The 17,698-nt window shown below is 71.3% G+C and carries 16 protein-coding genes; 10 read left to right on the top strand and 6 right to left on the bottom strand.

Annotation, left to right across the window (positions count from 1 at the left end; all coding sequences use genetic code 11):
• Position 1 precedes the first annotated feature (1 nt).
• The 3 genes from NMN56_RS33750 (at position 2) to NMN56_RS33740 (ending at position 3,681) form a co-directional block, all read left to right on the top strand.
• Positions 2 to 589: a transcriptional regulator gene (locus NMN56_RS33750; protein ID WP_274043426.1), complete on the top strand. Its 588-nt coding sequence runs from the start codon at positions 2 to 4 to the stop codon at positions 587 to 589.
• 43 nt (positions 590 to 632) lie between these two features.
• Positions 633 to 3,245 carry a DEAD/DEAH box helicase gene (locus NMN56_RS33745; protein ID WP_274043425.1) on the top strand — a complete coding sequence of 871 codons (2,613 nt, stop codon included), beginning with the start codon at positions 633 to 635 and terminating at the stop codon, positions 3,243 to 3,245.
• A 163-nt stretch (positions 3,246 to 3,408) separates the two neighbouring features.
• Complete coding sequence (locus NMN56_RS33740) at positions 3,409 to 3,681, top strand: hypothetical protein (RefSeq protein WP_274043424.1); 273 nt, start codon at positions 3,409 to 3,411, stop codon at positions 3,679 to 3,681.
• A gap of 131 nt (positions 3,682 to 3,812) precedes the next feature.
• Here NMN56_RS33740 and NMN56_RS33735 read toward each other — a convergent pair whose 3' ends face one another.
• Complete coding sequence (locus NMN56_RS33735) at positions 3,813 to 5,000, bottom strand: trypsin-like serine peptidase (RefSeq protein ID WP_274043423.1); 1,188 nt, start codon at positions 4,998 to 5,000, stop codon at positions 3,813 to 3,815.
• 604 nt (positions 5,001 to 5,604) lie between these two features.
• Positions 5,605 to 6,378 (bottom strand): methyltransferase domain-containing protein, encoded by a 774-nt coding sequence (locus NMN56_RS33730; RefSeq protein ID WP_274043422.1) that lies wholly within the window; start codon positions 6,376 to 6,378, stop codon positions 5,605 to 5,607.
• A gap of 262 nt (positions 6,379 to 6,640) precedes the next feature.
• On the opposite strand from NMN56_RS33730, the gene NMN56_RS33725 reads away from it, so the two are divergent.
• From NMN56_RS33725 to NMN56_RS33715, 3 genes are all read left to right on the top strand, one after another.
• The gene (locus NMN56_RS33725) at positions 6,641 to 7,387 is read left to right on the top strand and encodes a DUF1838 family protein (RefSeq protein WP_274043421.1); all 747 of its coding nucleotides are present in this window, start codon (positions 6,641 to 6,643) and stop codon (positions 7,385 to 7,387) included.
• Positions 7,388 to 8,063: 676 nt separating this feature from the next.
• The gene (locus tag NMN56_RS33720) at positions 8,064 to 8,318 is read left to right on the top strand and encodes a hypothetical protein (protein WP_274043420.1); all 255 of its coding nucleotides are present in this window, start codon (positions 8,064 to 8,066) and stop codon (positions 8,316 to 8,318) included.
• Complete coding sequence (locus NMN56_RS33715) at positions 8,261 to 8,671, top strand: hypothetical protein (protein WP_274043419.1); 411 nt, start codon at positions 8,261 to 8,263, stop codon at positions 8,669 to 8,671. The genes NMN56_RS33720 and NMN56_RS33715 overlap by 58 nt, the downstream gene beginning before the upstream one ends.
• Here the strand turns inward: NMN56_RS33715 and NMN56_RS33710 are convergent.
• Positions 8,635 to 9,129, bottom strand: a complete 495-nt coding sequence (locus NMN56_RS33710) for a GbsR/MarR family transcriptional regulator (RefSeq protein ID WP_280842766.1) — start codon at positions 9,127 to 9,129, stop codon at positions 8,635 to 8,637. The two genes, NMN56_RS33715 and NMN56_RS33710, sit on opposite strands and share 37 nt — an antisense overlap.
• A 132-nt stretch (positions 9,130 to 9,261) precedes the next feature.
• Between NMN56_RS33710 and NMN56_RS33705 the strand changes: the two genes are divergently transcribed.
• The 4 genes from NMN56_RS33705 to NMN56_RS33690 all read left to right on the top strand — a co-directional run bounded on the left by NMN56_RS33705 (position 9,262) and on the right by NMN56_RS33690 (position 14,573).
• Positions 9,262 to 10,827, top strand: coding sequence for a GMC family oxidoreductase (locus NMN56_RS33705; protein WP_274043417.1), 1,566 nt, complete (start codon positions 9,262 to 9,264; stop codon positions 10,825 to 10,827).
• 34 nt (positions 10,828 to 10,861) lie between these two features.
• Positions 10,862 to 12,319, top strand: coding sequence for an aldehyde dehydrogenase family protein (locus NMN56_RS33700; protein WP_280842765.1), 1,458 nt, complete (start codon positions 10,862 to 10,864; stop codon positions 12,317 to 12,319).
• Between the two features lie 267 nt (positions 12,320 to 12,586).
• Complete coding sequence (locus NMN56_RS33695; protein ID WP_274043415.1) at positions 12,587 to 12,727, top strand: lasso RiPP family leader peptide-containing protein; 141 nt, start codon at positions 12,587 to 12,589, stop codon at positions 12,725 to 12,727.
• Positions 12,728 to 12,749: 22 nt separating this feature from the next.
• On the top strand, positions 12,750 to 14,573 hold the full coding sequence (locus NMN56_RS33690) for an asparagine synthase-related protein (RefSeq protein ID WP_274043414.1): 1,824 nt from the start codon (positions 12,750 to 12,752) through the stop codon (positions 14,571 to 14,573).
• Between the two features lie 94 nt (positions 14,574 to 14,667).
• Here the strand turns inward: NMN56_RS33690 and NMN56_RS33685 are convergent, their stop codons facing one another.
• The 3 genes from NMN56_RS33685 to NMN56_RS33675 form a co-directional block, all read right to left on the bottom strand.
• Positions 14,668 to 15,993, bottom strand: a complete 1,326-nt coding sequence (locus tag NMN56_RS33685) for an ABC transporter permease (protein WP_274043413.1) — start codon at positions 15,991 to 15,993, stop codon at positions 14,668 to 14,670.
• Entirely contained in the window at positions 15,990 to 16,679 is a 690-nt protein-coding gene (locus tag NMN56_RS33680; protein WP_274043412.1) for an ABC transporter ATP-binding protein, read from the bottom strand. Before NMN56_RS33680 ends, NMN56_RS33685 begins: the two co-directional genes overlap by 4 nt.
• Positions 16,680 to 17,347: 668 nt before the next feature.
• Complete coding sequence (locus NMN56_RS33675) at positions 17,348 to 17,641, bottom strand: hypothetical protein (RefSeq protein WP_274043411.1); 294 nt, start codon at positions 17,639 to 17,641, stop codon at positions 17,348 to 17,350.
• Between the last annotated feature and the right edge of the window lie 57 nt (positions 17,642 to 17,698).

The raw sequence follows: 17,698 nt of genomic DNA, 5'->3' as shown, positions 1-17,698 counted from the left end.
GATGCCGCAGCGCACGATGGACTTCGGCCGTTACGGTGCCGGTGGACGCAAGAGCGCCGATCTGGCCGGAGAAGTCCTGGACCGGCTCGCGCTGGAGGGCGGTATCCGCTCACCCGTCACCAGCCGCCGGGGCCTGGACGCCCGGCTCAACTACCTCACCCGCTCGGCGTCGGGCCGCCGGGCGATGGCCGATGCCGGGGTCGCGGTCACGCGCCGTACGTTGCGCAACTGGCAGCGGCACAAGCAGTTTCCGTCCCGGGACAACCTCGCGCGTATCGACGCCGCCTACCGCATCCACCGGCGCCGCAACGTCGCCCGCCACCTGCTTCAGCGCCTCAACGCGCGGGGCGGGACCCGCGTGGAGATCCAGCCCCTGGACCAGAGCGGCGTCCCCGAGCAGCGCAGGCGGGCCATCACACCGGTGGCCGAGTTCCGCCGGCTGAGGGTACGCAACTGGGACCGCATCGTGGACGCCTGGGCCGCAGGAGAGCCCGGGGCTCTCGATGACGCGTGGGTCGGCCAGCTCCAGGATCTGGGCTCGGACTGGGGAACGTACGAGTACGCCACCTCCGTCGGCTTCTCCGCATGAGCGTGAACGCGCCCCGGAAACCCCCGAACACAGGGGAAAGGCCGTGACGGTGACGCTCCGCCCCCGTCAGGAAGAGGCCGTCGAGGCGGCGGTCCTGGCCCTCCAGGAGCCGCCCGGCGGCGTGCCCGCCGGAGGGCTGCGGGCGCAGGTGGTCGCGGCTCCCGGCACCGGCAAGACCCTCATCGCGGCCGAGACCGCCCGCCGTCTCCTACCGCGCGGCCGGGTCCTGGTGCTGGTGCCGACCTTGAACCTGCTGGTGCAGACGGTGGAGAAATGGCGGGAGGCGGGCGTGCGCGGCGCAGCCGTGGCGGTCTGCTCCCTGGACAAGGACCCTGAAACGCGCCAATACCTCTCCGGCGAGTTGGAGGTGCGCTGCACCACCAACCCGCTGCGTCTGGCCCTGTGGGCCGGCAGCGGTCCGGTGACGGTCTTCGCCACCTACGCCTCCCTCGTCGGCACCCCCGCCGACCCCTCCGACGACGAGGAGGAGGACGGAGACGGGGGAGAGGCGGCCGAGGAGCGTGCGGTCGCGGGTGTGCTGGAGCGGGCGCTGGCCGGTGCGTTCGGGCAGAAGCTGGACGGGTTCGGTCTGACGGTCGTGGACGAGGCGCACCGCACAGCGGGCCTGGCGACCAAGCCGTGGGCGGCCGTCCACGACACCACCCGCATCCCCTCCGACCGGCGCCTGTACATGACCGCCACCCCCCGCGTCTGGGAGGTGGAGGGAACGGGTGACGAGGGCGGCGAGGCGCTGGTCGCGTCCATGGACGACGAGGCCCTCTACGGCCGGGCCGTCTTCACCTACCCCCTGGGCCAGGCCATCGAGGAAGGCGCGCTGGCCAGCTTCGAGATCGACGTACTGGAGATCCGCGATCCCGCTCCGCCGGGCACGGACGCGTCGCTCCAGGAACGCCGGGGTGCGCGGCTCGGCGCCATCCGGACCGCCGCCCTCGCCCACATGGAGAACACGGGCACCACCAGCCTCCTGGCTTTCCACTCCCGTACTCATGAAGCGATGGCGTTCGCCCGTGGACTGCCGGAAGCGGCGGACGAGTTGCGCGCGGCGGGCCGCTTCCCCGGTGAGGTGTGGGGTGAGTGGCTGTGCGGCCTCCATCCGCCCGCCCACCAGCGCGCGGTTCTCGACCAGATCGCAGACGGGGTGGACGCGGAGGGCCACAAGACCGAGTTCCGCGTCCTGTCCACCTGCCGCCTGCTGGGCGAGGGCACCGACATCACGGGCCGCTGCGGTTTGGACGGCGTCCTGTTCGCCGATGTGCGCAGCTCGCCCGTCGACATCGTGCAATCCGTCGGCCGCGCCCTGCGCCAGGCGCCGCACGAGGGGAAGGTGGCCCGCCTGGTCGTGCCCGTCCTCCTGGCCGAGGAGGACGAGGGCCGCGACATGGCCGCAACCCCCGCCTTCGAACCGCTGGTCACCGTCCTGCGCGCACTGCGCAGCTTCGACCCGCGCATCGTCGAGCGCCTCGCGCTGCGCCCGGACCGTGCCCGGGGTACGGCGGAGGACGCGGTGGCCGCCGACCCGGCGGGAGACCCCCGCATCCCCCCGGACACGTCCGATGCCGCCAAGCCCACCGCCGATCCCGGGAACGACGCCGATGCCGACGGTGACACCGAGGACGAGGCCCGGGACGAGGTCCGGGACGCGGCGGTGTTCGAGCCTGCCCTGCTGCGTTTCTCCCACCGGGGCCGGGACGCCGAGGAGATCGCCCGGCTGGTGCGCACCCGCGTTCTGCGCCCCGAATCAACGGCCTGGCTGGCCGGCCTGGAAGCCTTCCGCGCCTACGCCGCCGAACAAGGGCACGGCAACCCGCCCTACACCGCCACCGTCCACCTCGGCGCAAGCCCCCTCGCCTACCCGGTGGGACAGTGGACCGCCGAGCAGCGACGGGCCTGGCGCCGTGGCGAACTGGCCGACTGGCGCACCGAGTTGCTGTCCGAAGCGGGCATGGTGTGGGACCCGCGCGACCGGCGCTTCAGCGAGTTCCTGGACGTGTGCGCCCTCTACCACGCCGAGCACCACACCCTCGCCGCGCCCAGGCATGCCGCGCTGGCCGGTGTTCCGGTCGGGGAGCGGCTCCACGCCGCCCGCAAGCCCGGCGGCCTGGGCACCGACCCCGAGCGGGCCGGGGCACGTCGCCGGCGGCTGGAGGCCATCGATCCGGACTGGAACCCGGGCTGGTCCCTGGTCTGGCAGCGCCATTACGCCAAGGCCCGCTGGCTCCTCGGGCAGGGCGCCACCCTCGATGAACTCCGCCCCGGCGTCGGTATCGGCGGCGACGACGTCGGCAGCTGGCTGGCCGAACAGCCCGCCGCCTGGCCCACCCTCACCCCCGCCCAGCAGCAACGCCTGACCGAGATGGGCGTACGGCCGGCGGCACGGAAACAACTCACCCCCACGGCCGTCCCTGCGGGGGCATCCCGGTGGGAGATCAACCTCGCGGCGGCGCGGCAGTTCAAGGAGAGGGAAGGCCACCTGCGCGTACCGCGCCCGCACACCGAGACGGTCACCGACACCGAAGGACGGGAACACCCCGTGCGCCTGGGCGTCTTCCGCAGCAACACCCGCAGCCACCACAAACAGGGCAGACTCACCCGCGAACAGGCCCGCGAAGCCCACGAGATCGGACTGCTGGCCTGAGCTTCGCCCAGCTTCCGGGCGGTGGGGCATGGGCGGGTGATGCCGTGAACGGCGAGTGATGTCGGGGACGAATTGTGCGGCGCGGTGCGATCGGCATTTCCGGTCTCGGGGATGACGGGTTGTGGCCTGGGCAAGGCCGCCGGGCCTGCGCCACACTGAGGCGATGGACCCGATGAGGCCGAAGAACCGCCGGAAGCGCGTCATCGCGGTGACGGTCCTCGTGGCCGCCTGCGCGACGGCGGCGAGCGTGGCCGTCGCCCGTACCGGCGGGCCGGCGGAAGCGCCCGCACCCCATGCCCCGCGACAGCAGCAGGCTCCCGCCGAGGGGCCGGACGAGCCCGACTCCGCGTCCACCGCGGGGGAGTCCACCGAGGAGCCAGAGGACGTGGAGACGTACTGGACCGAGGAGCGGAAGCGGAACGCGGAAGGCATGTGAGGGGCCTCGGGCGTACGACGAAGCCGCGGAAGGCATGTGGCCGCGGAAGGCACGTGAAGGTGAGGGATCTCGGGCATACGAGGACGGGGCGGGGGCCGAAGCTCCCGCCCCGTCGCCGTCGGGCGGATCGGCTACTTGGAGATGTTGTTGTAGACGTTGATCGCCGCGTCGCCGTGGTCGGCTGAGTACAAGTTGTTGTCGACGTACTGGCCGTTCTTGCCGTTGCGATGGCTGTTCACGCCGACGATGCGGCCGTGTCCGTTGCTCGGGTCAAGCTCGGCAAGCCAGGGGCCGCCGCTGGAGCCGCGTCCCATGTCGCACCTGGTCACCATCCGGTCGTCCCAGAAGGGGCCGGAGTCCTCGGCCTTGCCCTGGCAGTACCACAGCAGCTGACCGTCGAAGTCGGTCCGCTGGTATCCGTCCCCGGGGAAGCCCAGGTCGGTCACGTCGTCCCAGTCGCGGCCGTAGCCGAACTTGTAGCCCTGTGCTCCAACGGCGGCCTGCAGGTCACCGTGCGTGGACTGCGAGCGGAACTCGACCCCGGCCAGGTCGAACTCGTGGTCCCCGTTGTCCATCCAGCCCTCTGTGGTCACCGCCCGCTCGAACTTCCACTGTCCGAACGGCTCCTTGGCGTTGTCAGCGTCGGGGATGAAGATGAACTTCTTGTACTGGTCAGGACCGCTGCCGTCGCCAGGGTGCACACAGTGCCCCGCGGTCCAGACGGTGTTGCGGTTGTCCGCGACGATCGCCGAGCCGGAACAGCTGCCGGAATGGCCGTTGTTCGTCTCGAAGAGGAGCTTGCCGGTCGTGGTGGCCGGCATCGTGCCCTGCTTGTTGAACCGCTTGGCACGGTCGACCGCGAGCACATTGGCGCCGGCGCCCGACGTGCCGGCCTTCGTCGCCATGGCGGGGCCGACGGCCGCCGCGGACAGCGAGTGCGCCTTCGGGTCGACGCCCCCGCTGTTCTGGTTCGTGCTGCCGTCCGGGTCCGTCGCGCCGCCTTCGTCGCGCTTCTCCTGCGCGGCCTTGATCTGCGCGGCGCTGACGGTGGGGACGTCGACCGCCTTCGCCTGGCGTATGCGTTCCTTCGTCCAGAAGCGGTCGATCTCCGCGTCCGTGGTGTTTCCCCTGGTCGCGGCGACCGCCGCGGCGCTGCTGCCGCGCGCTGCGTCCGCGCCGTCGGCGCGGTCGGCGGCGGTCACCTGTGGTGCGAGCAGGCCGGTGAGGCCGAGCGCGCCCATGGCGACCGCGGCCACGCAGGCGCGGCCCCGTAAGGATCTCTTGCCTGGCCTGTGCACGGCCTTGGTGGTGCTGTGCATGTTCCCTCCTTGATTCGACACGTGTGCCAAGTGCGATGACGTTGTCGAAGCAGGGCAGGGCAGCCCTCTGAGATGTCGAGCCCGGTGTGTGGCCCCCGAACCGGAAGGCTCACTGTGCACGGCTGGTCCTGCCGTTGCTGGTGACACATGCTGTCAGCTGCACCTGGGGAGGCAACGCTTCCGCTGTGCATTGGCCGAAACCCTGAGATTCTTGTCCTGACGCCGCCAGTGGACCGACCATCTCCGGATGGGCTTCCGGGCACCGCCCGCAGCGATGCGCTCTCTACGAGCCGCAGTGATGCGCTTCCTACGAGCCAGCGACGCGCTCCCTACGAGCGCGCGAGCCGCCACGGATACCTCCTGAACGCACGGATACCTCCTGAACGAAGGAAGCCCGTCAGCTCGCGCCGCGTCCCGGGATGATCAGCCGCCGGACACCGCCGCGTCGCACACTGCGTCGACCCCGACCCCGACCCTGACCCCGGCCCCGGCCCCGGCCCCGGCCCACGCACGCTGACGCCAACCGGCCACCACTCGGCGGCCCTCACATCCGGTCACAGCCCAAGGAATCAACGGGTCAGGAAAGGGAGCGCGAGTCGGCGGCTCAGCGGGAGCACAGCACCGTGAAGAGGCTGAAGGAGGCCAGGAAGGGGCCTTCGGAGAGTGAAGCGAACCAGCGGCGGCCGAGGTCCTCCTCGATATGACCGGAGTCGATGGCCTTTTGGGTGTTGCGGCCCAGCCCAAGGGTGTGATCCGCGGCCTGGAAGTCCTGGAAGACCGGGGCGGTGGCCAGCACGGTCAGGACGGTGAAACCTGCCTGTTCGGTGCGGCGGGCGAGGCTGCGGCCGATGGTGGCGTTGCGGACCGCGACAGAGGTGGTGTAGCGGGTGAACGCTCGGCTGGTGTCGAGATCGTCCGCGTCGACGATCAGCGTGTCCCAGTCCGGTTCGGCAAGCCCGACCAGGGCTCCCGGGCGAGTGGCCCGGTGCAGTGGGGCGAGGGCGGCGGCGGGGTCGGCGACGTGCATCAGGACCCGGTCGATCCGGGCCCGGTCCACGCTGCCGGGCTCGACGGGGAGCGCGTGCGCGTCGCCCTCGCGGATCTCGACGGTGGGCAGCCCTGTGGTGCGGTCGCGGGCCTCGGCGAGCATCGCCGGGTCCCGGTCCACGCCGATCACTGTGCCGTTCTCGCCGACGAGTTCGGCGAAGGCGCCGAGGTCGGTGCCGGGCCCGCAGCCCACGTCCAGTGTGGTCTGGCCGGTCCGGACGTCCAGCAGGTCGAGAAGCTGCTGTTTGTACGCGCGGCCCGCGTCGGTGGCGGCGGCCCGCAGCATGTAGGCCGCCTTGTCGGGGCGGCGCACACCGAGGTTGGTAGTCATGCCGGACAGTCAAACAGGCTGGCGGACGTGGCTTGTGCCGAGGACGACCGCTGGGCAGTCACGAGCCGTCTTCCCGGCATGGTTCCGCGTCCACTTCGCGGCGGGTGGGGTGCCCGGTCGCGGGGCAACGCTCCAGGCGATCACCGGAGCGTCATGGCCGCCGGGTCCAACCCGTCGGCGGGAGCGGCTTTTTCCGGCCGCTTCCGTACTCACCAGGGGGTTCCCGCGCGGCCGGGGTGGCGGGTCGCGCAGAGTGGTCCGTATGACGACGCCCGCAGAACTGCTCCGCTCCTTCGCCCGCACCCGCGCCTCGCTCGACGGTGCGGAGGTCACGTACTGGTGGTCGGGAGACGTGTACTCCTGGGCTCCCGAGGAGCCCTACCAGCGAGTCTTCGGCTTCGAGGGGCTCAACGTCGCCCGCCTGGTCCAGGACGTGGAAGCCGGTCCTGACGCCTACCAACTGCTCACCCGGGAGGCCGCCTTCTTCCTGGACCCCGTCGGCCGCGAGATCCTGGAGACCTGGCAGGACCTGCCGGTGGTGCACATCTGGAACGACCCGGCGAACCAGAAATGGCGTCCCTTCCCCATTCCCACGACCGAACTCGGCGCACAGGTCTGCTTCAGCCTGGAGATCCCGCTGTCCTATCCCTCGCCGCTGCCGGTGGCCGAGTACCCCGTCCACTCGGCCGGCGACACGTACAAGGCCCTGGAACTCTTCCAGTTCTTCGCCGACCGCGCCGACCTGGCGGGTTCGGCCCCGAGCGTCCCCGCCACCATGTCGTGGACGCGGATGTCCCCGTGGCTCCCGTGGATGGCCCGCGGCCAGCGCCCCGGCGGCCTCACCTTCCACTGCCGGGGCCGCAAGCTCGACTCCTACGCCGAGGTCCCCGAGCGGACCCGCGCCTACATCGCCGACCACCACCCGGAGTTCGCCCATGCCCCGGAGAAGTGGAGCGAACCGAACGAGACCAGCTGGACGTACTTCCGCAAACTCAACCCGCCGAAGTAGCCGCAGGTGGCGATGACGTTGACGCGCCCTGCGGCCTTCGGCAAGGCGACGGCTTCCCGGACAGCCATCGGCAGGTCGCGCGGCCGGTGGTGCCGGCCCTCGCACTCGGTCCGGGGCAGTGCCGCTGCACGGATACGGAACCGAACAGGTCCCCGGGCTGCTGACCTGTCCGATCGGCCCCTGGCCTCGATTGCGCGCATGAGGCGACGGCGGCCTGGAACTACTCGGGAGCGAGCACCGACGCGGATGTGGTGCCGACGTCCGGCAGGCGCCGGCCGGTCCACACCAGCGGGCGTTCGCCAGCGCCAAGGTGATGGTCGGCCCTGCCCGTCGGCGGCTGGAACGGGGAGGACGGTTCTCTCCGTACAGGCCGCAGGCGACGAGACCGGTCGCGGCAGCTACCTCGACAGCGCCGAACCCGGTGAACCGGGCCTTCTTGCCGTTCGGTAACGGGCCCGGGCACGGGCCCGGGCACGGGCCCGGGCCCGTGCCCGGGTAGAACGCGCCGTAAGCGCCGTAAGCCTCGTTCGCACCGAGCGGCGCTGCGACGGGTCGGAGGCTGGGGTGCCGCGGTGCGGAGGAGTCGGTCACCGCCATCGCCGTGTGGCTCGGCGTCGGCCGCTCCGCCTGCGGCCCCGCGGGCGGCGGTGAATAATTCCGTTGCGGGGATGTCAGGGTGCAGGATGGCCTCGGCCTGCCCCAGGGCCAGGCCGAGGCCGGCTTCGTCGCCGCGTCCCTCGGCGAAATGGGCGGCGCCTGGCTCGCCATGAGCCTCGTCGGGCGCTACGGACGAGCCGTGCCGCAGGCCGGAGCCCTGCTCGCCGCCGCGACCCTGTCCGGCTACCACTACCTCATCACCGCCAAGGCACCGGCATGGGAACCGTGCCGACCGCGGCCCCGACGCTCGCCGTCGGCTTCGGCCTTGGCGTGATCGGCGCCCCGCTCGCCGACCTCACCCTCGGCAAGGTCGCCCACCACCAGGCCGGGTCGGCCTCCGGCCTCTTCAACACCGCCACCCAGCTCGGCATCGCGCTCGGCACCGCCCTGATCACCGTCATTTTCTTCACCCGGCTCAGTGCCGGTCCCCGCGAGGAGTTCAGCGACGACTTGAGGCGTCAGCCGCGTGGTCCTCCGGCTGTCGCTGATCACGGCAGAGCCCGCCCGCCGCGCCGGCGTAAGGCGACGGTCAAGGTCGCGACGTGTCCAGCGCTGGGACCGATCCCGGACGTTGACGACACGCTGCTCGCCTACCGGGAGTCATGGGTGCGCAACTGCCGTTTGTAGTCGCCGAGCAGCTGTCGCAACTGCTCGACCATGAACTCGTAGAAGGTCCGCATGTCGAGCAGCCGGGTCTGCTGGGCGGACGGCAGGTGGCTGCCACGGTCGTGGGCGGTCCGCGCGAGGTCCAGCAGCTGGGTCGTCTGGTCGAGTTGGTACTGGAGGCAGCCGACCCAGGCGTCGTCACGCCATTCGTACACGGCCTGACGTACGCCTGGCAGCTTGATCCGGTCGACCGTGCCGTGGGTCATGAGCAGGCGGGTCATCTCCGACGCCGATCCCTTGCTGGCGCCCAGCGCCTGTTGCAGCTCTGAGAGGGTCATGGGAGCCGGGCTGAGCATCAAGATGCCCGCCAGGCGTCCGGCCATGGGGGGCCACCCCATCGCCCTGCCGATCCTCAGTCCGAAGTCGTCGATCAGCTGACTGTTGTCGGCGGCTTCGCCGTTATGGGGGGCGTGCGGCATCGGCCTTCTCCCGTACAGAAAAAACTGAACGTTCACTCTTGACTGGATGTTCCGGGTACGCCAGATTACCAAGGGGCCGCGCCGGGTTCGCCGACGCATGACGCTGCCGCATCAGCATCCAGAGGTGAAGATATGGCAAGGCGCAACTGGGATCTCATCGTGGTGGGCGCGGGGTCGGCAGGTGCGGTGCTCGCCGCGCGCGCTGCCGCTCAGGGCAGACGGGTGCTGCTGCTGGAGGCCGGGCCCGACTACCGCTCGGCCCAGATGCCGGAGGTGTGGCGCTCACCGAATCCGGTGGTGGCCCTGGCGGACCCAGCGGCCTCGGCGCATCTGGTCTGGCCAGGTCTGGACTCCTCACGGACCGAGAAACAGCCGCCTGCCCCGTACTGGCGCGGCCGGGGCGTGGGCGGAAGCTCGTCGGTCAACGGCCAGATCGCGATCAGGCCGCCGGTGGAGGACTTCCAGGAGTGGGCCGGTCTCGGCTGCGGCGGATGGGCTCCGGCGGATGTCCTGCCGTACTTCGCCAAGCTGGAGGACGACGAGGACTTCGGTGACCAGATCCATCACGGCCGCGGCGGCCCCACTCCGATCCACCGGACTCCCCAGCAAGCCTGGGGCGCCGTCGACCGTGCCCTGGCCGAATCGGCTCTCGCCGCCGGCTTCAAGTGGGCCGCCGACGTCAACGCACCCGGTGCCACGGGGGTGTCGCCGTACCCGGTCAACTCCCGTGACGCGCGTCGCATCAGCGTCAACGACGCCTACCTCGAACCCGCTCGCGATCTGAGCGAGCTCACCATCCGCGGCGATGCTCTGGTGGACACCGTCGTCTTCGAAGGAGAACAAGCGGTCGGTGTCCGCCTGCTGCTCGACGGGACGGCCGTTGCCGAGTACGCGGACGAGGTGGTGCTCAGCGCGGGCGTGATCCACTCGCCGGCGATTCTGCTGCGCTCGGGCCTCGGCCCCGCCGCCCACTTGCGCCGCCTGGGCGTCGACGTTCGCCAGGACCTCCCGGTCGGACTCGGTATGCAGGACCACGCTATGGCGCTGCTCTCGCTGCCGCTGCGCCCTGAAGCGGCGATCAAGTCCCCGCACGACCGGCACACGAACGTCTGCGTGCGCTGGTCCAGCGAGTCCGGCACGCACACGAACGACCTGCTCTTCGCCTCGCTGAACCAGAACGTGCTGACGATGGCCACCGCTGACACCGGGGCACACTCCGGCGCCTTCGGCGTCTGGCTGAACCAGACCTACTCGCGCGGAGAACTCAGCCTGGTGTCGACCGATCCCTCGGTGCACCCGCGGGTCGCGCAGAGGATGCTCTCGGACAAACGCGACCTCGCCCCGCTGAGGGAAGGGGTGCGCGCTCTCGTCGAGTTGGGCCGCAGCGCTGAGACCTCCGCGATCCTCGCCGGACCGCTCCAGGAGGCGAACCGGCCGCTCTTCGAGGCCCTCGCGAGCGACAGCGACCTCGATGATCACCTGCTGGCCACGGTCGTCGACGCCCAGCACGGTACGAGTACCTGCCGAATGGGCGCACCCGACGCCGCGCAGACGGTGGTCGACCCCGCATGCCGGGTGCTGGGTGTCGAGGGGCTGCGCGTCGTGGACGCCTCGGTCTTCCCCTCGGTGCCTCGTGCCAACACCAACCTCGCCACCATCATGCTCGGCGAACTCATGGCCGACCGGCTCGATGGCTGAACTCGCCCATTACGGAGCAGAAACGGCAGCGCACATGGGAGAACTGCACATGGAAGAACTGCGGCACTTCATCGGCGGCCGATGTGGGGAGCCCGCCGGCGGGGAGCTGCTCTCCGTGGTCAACCCCGCCACCGAGAAGACCCTCGCGCGCTTCGGTCCCGCGTCCGCACACGACGTCGACCGGGCCGTCACGGCGGCGGCCGAGGCACATCACGGGTGGGCCGCCCTCCCCGTCGCGGAGCGGGTGGACCGCATCCACGTCTGGGCCGACGCGGTCGCCGAACACGCTGCTGAGCTGGCTGAACTGGAGTGCCGTGAGATGGGCAAGCCGGTCGCGGTCGGCCGTTCCTTCATCGAAGGCGCCGTGTCCGGGCTGAAGGCCGCCGCCGCGCAGGCCCTCACCTATCCGTTCACCGAGACGGTGACCGGCCCTGACGAAGCGCGGACCGACATCATCCGGCACGCGCTCGGCGCCACCGCGGTCATCACACCGTGGAACTTCCCCGTCCCCATGGTCCTGGCCGCGCTCGGCCCACTGCTCGCAGCCGGGAACACGGTGGTGGTCAAACCGTCCGAGCGTTCGCCCGTCTCGACAGTGCGCCTTTTCGAACTGGCTGACCGTGCCGGTATGCCGCCTGGTGTGCTGAACCTGGTGCTGGGCGACGGACGTGCCGGTGCGGCGCTCGCGGAACACGAAGACGTGCAGCTCGTACACTTCACCGGTTCGGTGGGTACCGGCCGTGCCGTGGGAGCCGCGACCGGCGCCCGTCTGCACCGCTCCGTGCTCGAACTGGGCGGTAAGGACCCGGTGTTGATCGACGCGGGAGTCGACCCGGTGGCGACCGCGCAGGCTGTCGCGTTCGGCGCCTTCGTCAACACCGGCCAGATCTGCACCTCTATGGAGCGGATCTACGTCCACGAGCAGATCGCGGACGAGTTCGTCGAGGCGCTGGTCGCCGAGGCGCAGACGTACACACTCGGCGACGGTATGGAGCCCGGCACGGTGCTCGGGCCCCTCGTGGACGAGCAGCAGCGTGACATCGTGCGACGGCACGTCGACGACGCGGTGCACAAGGGCGCCACCCTCCGTACGGGGGGAGTGGTGCCGGAGCGGTCCGGCTACTTCTTCCCTGCCACCGTGCTCACCGACGTCGACGCCACCATGCTCGTCATGGTCGAGGAGACGTTCGGCCCGGTCGCACCCGTCGCCGTCGTGCGCACCTTCGAAGAGGGGCTGGCGCGGGCAGCCGAGTCCCGCTACGGCCTCGCCGCCACCGTGTACACCGACGACCCGGAACATGTCGCGGCGGCCACGCGGTTGCCCGCGGGCGTCGTGTGGGTCAACCAGTGGCAGGGCGGTGGCCCCGAGCGACTGTACGAGCCCGCACGCGACAGCGGCATGGGAGCCACCGGAGCACGCGCCGCCTATGACGCGGCGACCCGCCCCGCCGCCGTCCACATCACCCCAAGGTCCCCACGGCTGCGGCAGTGAGCCGGTGGCCACGGTGAAGGACGCCGCCGAGCGGCGCGTCCGCGCGGTCGGCGACCAGCTGGTCGCCCCGCAGTCCTCGCTGGACCTTCTGCGCGGCAGGCACGCGTCGCCGCGTCGCGGCATTGCGATTGGAGACGTCAGAGGGGAAAGGCTCTTTACCTATTTTGTCACCTACATGTGTGTCTCGCGGCGTGCTGCCCCTTTCCCTCGGGGATTTGCTGAGTGGGCGTGACTGTCGCCCATGTCCGGCAAGAGGGGAGAGCGGTCGTGCGGGAAGAGTGGGGAATCGAGGAGGCAGCGGTCTACGAGCCGCCGGTGCTGGTGGAGGTGGGGCGCTACGCCGAGGTGACCGAGGGCTACAGCGGTAGCTACTGGGACGGCTTCAGCGCCTTCCTCGGGCTGTCCTGAGATGTGTGGTGGGCGTTGGTTCGTGGTCCTTCCGGACTGCGAGGCGGCGTCCGCCGTCTTCGCCAAAGTCCGGGACCGTGCCTGTCAGGTGCTCGCGCACGCGTCCGGCCGTCCCTGGCTGGCGGGCTGTTGGCAGAAGGAGGAGGCGCACCTCGCCGTCGTCGGCGAGGTGCGCCTCGCGATGCTTGGCACCTGCGGGCTGGACAGGGACGCGCTGCTGCGGCGTGCACGGGCAGTTGGTTCTTTGTCTGAGGTGGAGGAAGTCGGCCGAGGGGTCGCCGGCAGCTTCCATCTGCTGGCGTCGGTGTCGGGCCAGGTGTACGCGCGGGGCACTGCCGTCGGCGATCGACGGCTTCACCACACGCGTGTCGGCGGGGTCACCGTCCTCGCCGACCGGGCCCGGACGCTGGCGTGGCTCATTCAAGCGCGCGTGGACATGGCTCAGGCGGCCGTCAGGATGTCGTCCCTGGGGTCTCCGCCCCACCCTTTCGACCAGGCATCCATGTTCCTCGGTGTGCACGTCCTGGCGCCCGGCCGCGCGCTGGAACTGGGCCGGAACGGGTACGCCGGCGAAAGGCGCTGGTGGCGGGCCCCGACGGCCGAACTCCCGCCGGCCGAGGGAGCGTCCGGACTGCGCACGGCACTGCGTGAGGCGGTCCGCGCACGCGTGCGGCCCGGTCAGGTGTGGGCCGCGGACCTGTCCGGCGGCATGGACTCGACCTCGTTGTGCTTCCTGGCGTCCGAGGCAGGGGCCGAACTGGTCGCCCTGACACTGGACTGGGGCAATCCGGAGGGCGAGGACCCTGCCTACGCGCGCAAGGCCGTGGCCGATCTCCCCTCCGGCACCGTGCACCTGCTCTTCCCCTCGGCTCGGCTCCCCCCGTATCTGACCGGGCTCGGCGACGGCGGAGAGCCGGACGACGAGCCCTCGCTCAAGCAGCGGGACCTGGCCCAGCAAGAACACCTCTCCCACACGCATCGCAGCCGCGGGGCGCGGCGACGGCTGTGCGGCCATGGCGGCGACCACGTCGTTCTGCCGCCCACGAGCCACCTGCACGACCTTGTACGGCATCAACCCCGCCTCGCCTCGCGGTACTTGGCCGGGTATGCGGCCAAGTACCGCTGGCCTCGGGCCCGGACCCTGCGGGTACTGGCCGACCGCCGCCCCTACGGCACCTGGCTCGCCGCCCAGGCCGAAACCCTGCTCGGCGGCACCGGCACGGCGCCCTCAGCTCCGCCGGCCTGGGACCCGCCGGTCGGGATGCCGTTCTGGGCCACAGCGCGCGCCCGGGAGATGTACGCGAACCTGCTGCGCGAGGCCGCGCACACTCTGCCGCTGGCGGCAACGCGTGGCCGGCACGGGTGGATCCACCAAGCGCGCCAGGCGGGCCGGGTCGCTCTTATCTACGACCAGTACGGCATGGGCCTGGAGATGCCGTTCTGCGACGACGCGGTACTCCACGCATGCCTGCGCGTCCGTGCCCACGAGGCGGCCACTCCGTGGACGTACAAACCCCTGTTGGCCGCCGCCATGCGCGGCATCGTGCCCGCACCGCTGCTGAATCGCACCACCAAGGGAGATGCCACGCGTGAGTGGCACACGGGCCTGAAGGTCCAGCAGCGGTGTCTCGCCGCCTGGCTTGAGGACTCCCGCCTCGTGGCCGCCGGTCTGGCCGAACCCCGTGCGCTGCGCCATGCCTGGCTCAGTCCCGCCACCCTCCGCGCAGCAGACGGCCCTGCCGTGGAATTCACCCTGGCTGTCGAGTCCTGGCTGCGCGGGATCGAACGACACCCCGTCCCCGCCCATCTCAGGGAACATCCGCGTGAGCCATCCTCCGCACGCTGACGCGACCTGCTGCGAACACCGGTGTCGGGCCCGTCCTCACCTCGTCCTCATCCCGGCCCTCAACTCACCCTCGTCCCGCCCCTCATCCCGGCCCTCAACTGCTCCGTCGCACCACCCCCTCGATCGGCCGTACCCGCAGCATGCGTGCCAGTGGCGCGCACGAAGCCGTCCACACGAGTACGGCGCCGCAGAACAGCGTCGCCGCCCAAGCCCACCCCGGCAGCCCGGACACCGGCGTGCCGGTCTTGCCGCCGAGCGGCACCATCACCGCGCAGGCCGCGAGGACTCCCGCGCCCACCCCCGCCAGCGCCGTGATCGCTCCTTCGGCCACCACGACCGCCACGACCTGCCGCTTGTCCGCACCGACCGTCCGCAACAGGGAGAACTCCCGCAGTCGCTCCAGCGTCAGCATGACCAGCGTGTTCGCGGCCACCAATCCAGCGAAGCCCGCGTACAGCAGCGTCCCGAAGACGTCCATCCATTCGGGGTCACCGGTCCCGGTCAGCGAGACGAACTTGGCGACCGCGAACGCCGTCACCAGCGCGATCGGCGTGATCGCCGCCGAAAGGCGGCGCGAGCGCGCCCGGCACCCGGCCACGGCCAGCTCTCCCGCGGCCCCGCCGAAGCCCCGCAGCAGCGGAGCCGCGACCACCGTCGCCAGCCGCCCGATCCAGGGCCCGGCGAGCCCGATCGCCACGAGATAGGCCAGGAGCACGAGCGGGACCTCGGACGCCGCGTCCTCGGCGGAGCCCGCCTCAGCGGCGGCCGTGAGCGCGGCTGCGCCGGCGAGGAAGACCAGCGAGGCGAGCCCTCGTATCCAGCCCGGCCGCTCACCGCCCTGCACCTGCGAGCCGGCCAGCACCGCCGACGGCCGGGTACGTGACGCACGCCAGGCCGCGATCAAGCCGCCGAGCTGTGAGGAGACGAAGAGCACCCCGAACGCCGCGAACAGCGACGGCAGTCCGACGCGCAGCGCCATCCCGTCCGGCACCATCCCCTGCCCGGCCATGCCGTCGAACCACACCTGGGCCAGCAGGGCCCCCAGTCCGTACCCGACGGGCAGCGCGAGCAGCGCCGTGCACAGTGCCTCGGTCGCCACCATGCGGCGTATCTGCCACGGCCCGGCGCCGACCGCCCGCAGGAGAGCGCTCTCCCGCCGCCGTTGGGCGACGGCCAGGGACATCACCTGGCCGATGACGAAGATGGACAGGTAGACGGTGAGCAGGCTGAAGGCCACGCCCATGTCGGACATGACTGCCTGGTCAGCCGAGGCGGGCACACCGCCGGCCGAGACCGCGATGGCCACACAGGCGGTGACGACGGTCGCGGAGAAGACGAGCGCGGCGAACGTCCCGACGAACGCGGAGGGCCGGGCCTTGACCGAGGCGGCGGCAAGGCCGGTCGTGGAGAACAGGCTCATGCGGGCACCCGCGCCGTCTCCTCGGCGAGCCGGCCGTCCGCCAGCCGCAGCACCCGGTCAGCCCGGGCGGCGACCGCCGGGTCGTGGGTCACGACGACGACCGTGGCCCCGTAGGCACTGACCGACTCGCGCAGCAGCCCCAGCACATCTGCCGCCGTGTCCTTGTCGAGCGCGCCCGTGGGCTCGTCCGCGAACACGATGTCCGGCTCGGTGATGAGCGCACGCGCGATCGCCACGCGCTGCTGCTGCCCTCCGGACAGCTCGCCCGGCCTGGCGTCCGCGCGCCCTTCCAGACCGACGCGGGCCAGCATCCGGCGTGCCCGGACGGGGTCGCGGCGCTTGCCGTCAAGCCGCAGGGGCAGCAGGACGTTCTCCTGCGCGGTGAGCGTGGGCAGGAGATTGAAAGACTGGAACACGAAGCCGATGCGCTCGCGCCGCAGCCGGGTCAGCTCGCGTTCCCTCATCGCACTGACCTCCCGGCCGGCCAGCCGCACGGTGCCGGAGGTGGGTCTGTCGAGCCCGGCTGCGCATTGCAGGAACGTCGACTTCCCGGAGCCGGAGGGGCCCATCACAGCGCTGAGGGAGTGCGCGTACAGCCGCGCGTTGAGACCGTGCAGCGCATGCACGGCGTGCGGACCGCGGCCGTAGGTCCGGGTGACGTGGTCCAGTTCGAGGGCGGTGTCCATGGTGCGGTGCCTGCTTCCGCTGTCGGGTCGGCGTCCGGTGCGCGCCGACGATCCTTCGACGGTACGAACCCGCAGGTCACGGCGCGATGGTGGAGGCACCCGGGTAGGGGGTTCGGTATTCCGAACCCCTGCGCAGCGCCACAGCCCCGCCCGGGCGCCCCGACGATCGCCCGAACCTCCCGCGCACCGGCGGTCCCTCCAGCGGCCACCGCGGCCGACCGCCACTCGGTTGCCCATTCGGCCTGCTGCTGCCGCCGCCGACCCGGAACCGGGACTCCCCGCGGGGCCCGCTCCACCCCGCGGCGGAGGGCCTCGCCTACGAAGGTGCCGAGGGCTGGAAGGGCCGGGGGGACGGTGGAGTACGAGCCCGCCGGGGACCTGCCGCGCTTCTTCGCCGCCGTCGCCGAGGGGGCCAAGGCGCGGTTGAGCCTGCCTGGCTGCCTGGCTGAGCACGGCGGGGCACGGCCCGGACCTGATGCTCAGCGGATACCCGTGACGCGAGGAGGTCCCTCACCGTAGCCATGCGGTGAGGGACGACCTTCGTGTGGGTCCGGTGCCTCTGTGACGGAGCGCAGGATCAGACGAAGGCCGCCCCTGCCGAACAGCGCTTCTCCCTACGAGCGATCACGTTCGCAGCGCCGTTCGTCCAGCGAGTGGAGGACCCGGGCTCAGGGAGTGATGTAGATGCTCAGGCGGATGCGGATGTCTTCGTCCCAGTCGACTTCGCCGCGTACGTCGGCAAAGCCGTTGTAGGGGACGACGTTGTAGACCTTCATGCTCGCGTTCCCGAGGAACGGGCTGTTGTTGGTCCGGTTCACTTCGCACAGCGAGACGTAGACGTTGGTGTTCACGGAGATCTGCCCGATGAACAGCCGGGTGTTGAAGATGCGGTGGGTGTTGATGTAGGTCACCCAGGCGCTCGCGGTCAGCGCGGCACCCTCCCCGGGCTGCACCTGCCCCATGGGACGAAACTTCGTGGAAGGACGGTTATTTGGTGCGACCGGGCGAGGACACAGCCC

Source organism: Streptomyces iconiensis (assembly GCF_028657195.3).
In the GTDB taxonomy this organism is placed as follows: Bacteria; Actinomycetota; Actinomycetes; order Streptomycetales; family Streptomycetaceae; genus Streptomyces; species Streptomyces iconiensis.
This window is presented reverse-complemented; position numbering and strand designations above follow the sequence as displayed.

What these genes read in the sequence shown, in the direction of transcription:
- NMN56_RS33680 (WP_274043412.1), bottom strand. Translation starts at nt 16,679, where the DNA reads ATGGACACCGCCCTCGAACTGGACCACGTCACCCGGACCTACGGCCGC.
- NMN56_RS33725 (WP_274043421.1), top strand. Translation starts at nt 6,641, where the DNA reads ATGACGACGCCCGCAGAACTGCTCCGCTCCTTCGCCCGCACCCGCGCC.
- NMN56_RS33740 (WP_274043424.1), top strand. Translation starts at nt 3,409, where the DNA reads ATGGACCCGATGAGGCCGAAGAACCGCCGGAAGCGCGTCATCGCGGTG.
- NMN56_RS33735 (WP_274043423.1), bottom strand. Translation starts at nt 5,000, where the DNA reads ATGCACAGCACCACCAAGGCCGTGCACAGGCCAGGCAAGAGATCCTTA.
- NMN56_RS33710 (WP_280842766.1), bottom strand. Translation starts at nt 9,129, where the DNA reads ATGCCGCACGCCCCCCATAACGGCGAAGCCGCCGACAACAGTCAGCTG.
- NMN56_RS33685 (WP_274043413.1), bottom strand. Translation starts at nt 15,993, where the DNA reads ATGAGCCTGTTCTCCACGACCGGCCTTGCCGCCGCCTCGGTCAAGGCC.
- NMN56_RS33705 (WP_274043417.1), top strand. Translation starts at nt 9,262, where the DNA reads ATGGCAAGGCGCAACTGGGATCTCATCGTGGTGGGCGCGGGGTCGGCA.
- NMN56_RS33715 (WP_274043419.1), top strand. Translation starts at nt 8,261, where the DNA reads ATGGGAACCGTGCCGACCGCGGCCCCGACGCTCGCCGTCGGCTTCGGC.
- NMN56_RS33750 (WP_274043426.1), top strand. Translation starts at nt 2, where the DNA reads ATGCCGCAGCGCACGATGGACTTCGGCCGTTACGGTGCCGGTGGACGC.
- NMN56_RS33700 (WP_280842765.1), top strand. Translation starts at nt 10,862, where the DNA reads ATGGGAGAACTGCACATGGAAGAACTGCGGCACTTCATCGGCGGCCGA.
- NMN56_RS33730 (WP_274043422.1), bottom strand. Translation starts at nt 6,378, where the DNA reads ATGACTACCAACCTCGGTGTGCGCCGCCCCGACAAGGCGGCCTACATG.
- NMN56_RS33675 (WP_274043411.1), bottom strand. Translation starts at nt 17,641, where the DNA reads ATGGGGCAGGTGCAGCCCGGGGAGGGTGCCGCGCTGACCGCGAGCGCC.